1 protein-coding gene is annotated in these 2,650 nt (G+C 68.2%); it reads right to left on the bottom strand.

Going from position 1 to position 2,650, the window contains the following annotated elements; translation table 11 throughout:
- Positions 1-2,650 (bottom strand): immunoglobulin-like domain-containing protein (locus I5I_RS13525; RefSeq protein ID WP_083868031.1); only part of this gene is annotated, 2,650 nt, incomplete at both ends.

Genomic DNA, 2,650 nt, shown 5'->3' with positions numbered 1-2,650 from the left:
GCTCCGAGCGCTTCCAGTCCACGAGGTCTTGGAGCTCCAGACGTAGAAGGTGTTCCCACCCCAGCCCGGCACACCGTCGCTCGTCGCGTAGATGTAGTAGGTGTCGCCGAACACCGCGATGTTCGGGTCGGCGTAGAGACCGGGAAGAACCGGGCTCTTCACCTCGACGGCCTTCAGCGTCCAGACCACGTCGTCCTTGCCGTCGCGCTTCAGCGCGACGGTCGAGGGTGAGCGCAGATCACGGGCGACCCCCGATGCGGGCGAGGCCGTGACGCCGGATGCCGTGGCGTACACCGGCTGCAGCGTCGACAGGTCGGTGCCGCGAACGACCGGGAAGGTCACGGTACGCGTGTCCGCGTCGACGATCGGCGCCATCTTCAGCGCACTCTCGTCGGCGAGGCTCACCGCGCCGAGCACATCCTGGTTACCCGACTGGTCGAGCACTTCCTGCGGCGAGAGTGCGCGGTTGTAGAGCGCGAACTCCCGGTACTGCCCGCGGAAGAGGTTGTCGGGGGCGTAGAGCGACTTGCCGATGACGTTCGCCACCGTGGAGCCGTTGCCGAGGTCGGCGGGCGTGACGGTCATGTCGGTGTTCACCGCGACCTGCACGCCGTCCAGGTACAGACGCGCCGTGCCCCCACTGAGGGTGTAGGTGAGGTGCACCCAGCGATTGCGCGGTAGGGCCGAGCCGGACTGCGCGTTCTGCTCCGTCGTGTAGTTGCCGCGAGCGATGGCGCCGCGGTAGGTGCCGTCGCCGGTCGCGAACAGGTAGCCGTTGCCTTCGTTGCCCGCGGTGTTGCCGAAGCCGTACAGGAAGTACGGGTTCGCCTGGGCGGAATCGATGCGCAGCTCGGCATCCACCGTGACGTCGGTGACGCCGGCGAGCACGTTGTCGGGCATCTGGACGTAGTCGTTGGCACCGTCGAAGGTCAGGCTGCCGTTGGACCACACGGCATCCCCCATGATCTTCGCGTCGCGACCCGCGCCGGAGCGATCGTGGAGCGTGGCACCCGAGCCGTCGGTGAAGTCGTAGCGCAGCACTTCACCCTTCTCGTTCGCCGTCACCGGGTCGGGGCCTGCGGGCAGGTTCGCACGCAGCGCCTCCAGTTCGCTGGCCGTCACCGGCATGACCGTGCCGTGGCGCGGACTGGGCGGCAGGTTGGCACCCCCGGCGATCTTCCAGTCCGGAGCGGTGATGTCGTTGGTACCCAGCGGGATGTACCCCTGGCCGCCGTACTCGTCGACGAAGAGGTAGTACTTGTACGGCGAGGTGTCACCCGGATTGGCGGCGAAGATCGTCGGACCCTCGACCGCGCCGCGCACACCGGCGTCGCGGCCGATGCAGCTGTCGACGAGCTTCCAGTTGCGGTTCGTGGCGCTCCAGCCGGGCTGGGAACGGTCATCGACGGCGGTGAGGCTCTTCGACGACTCCTGGATGATGTCCGCGCACCCGGTGACGCTGCCCTCATCCTTCGTGAAGCGCTGGTAGGTGTCGCCCACCTTCAGCACGGTCGAGTCGATGCGCGACGCTCCGAGGTCCTGCCAGACCTTGGGCTCGCTGAAGGTCACGAAGTCGCGCGTCGTCGCGTACATCATGGTCTGGTAGAAGCCGCCCTCGTGCTTCGGGTCGTTCTCCCCGAACAGCGAGGCCGCCCAGAAGACCACGTAGGCGCCGAGCTGGTCGTCGTAGTAGGCCTCAGGTGCCCACGTGTTGCCGGCGTTGTCCGGACCGATCTTGACGTGGCGCTGCGCGCTCCAGTTCACGAGGTCGTGCGATTCCCACACCTCGATGTACTTCGAGCCCTGGCGCTGCGCGCGCCCCCAGTCGCCATTGCGCCCGATCGAGAGGTCGGTCGCGATCAGGTAGAACGTGTCACCCTCGGGCGAGCGGAGGATGAACGGGTCACGAAGGCCCTTCTCGCCGTAGGTCGACGTCAGCGCCGGACGGCCCCCATTGAGGTCGGTCCACGACAGCGCATTGTTGCCGTTGCTCGCGGCGAAGTAGATGTTCTCCCCCGCCACGCTGTTTCCGGTGAAGTACGAGAACGTGTAGCCCGCGAAGGGGCCGATGTGCGCGGCCGCGCGCACGGTGAGCACGATGTCGCGGGTGCGGCTGACGGAACCGCGCGTGGCCGTCACCGTGAGGGTGACGGTGGTGTCGGCCTCGCCGCGCACGACGACACCGTCGGTGGAGACCGCCGACGGGTCGCTGGATACCCAGCTGAGAGCGACATCGCCCGCGGAGGCCGGCAGTGTGATGTTGCCGCGCACGTCATCTGCACTCGGGATCGAGACCGCGCCGAGGGCGGCGTCGACCGCTCTCGCGTCATCCGGCATGGCCTTCACGGTGACGTCGAAGCTCTTCTGCTCCGTCGCGCCGTTCAGCGACAGCGTCGCCGTCAGGACGACGGTCGCGTCGTTCTGCCCTGCCGTGGGGCGTGTCACGACGCCGGCGGTGGAGATGACACCGGCGTCGGAGGTCGCCCACGAGATGGTCGAGCCGTTCGGCGCGGAGGTCGGAAGGGTGAGGTTCGTCGTCACCGCGTCCCGCGCGCCCAGGTCGAGCTGGGCGGCGTCGCGGGTCACCCGTTCCGATGCCGTGGGCACGAGGGCAGCGACATCGCCGGCGCTCAGGGCACGGTCGTAGATG

This window comes from Microbacterium sp. B24 (assembly GCF_000333415.1).
GTDB lineage: Bacteria > Actinomycetota > Actinomycetes > Actinomycetales > Microbacteriaceae > Microbacterium.
Note: the sequence above shows the minus strand (reverse complement) of the source record. Positions and strands in the feature narration are given on the sequence as shown.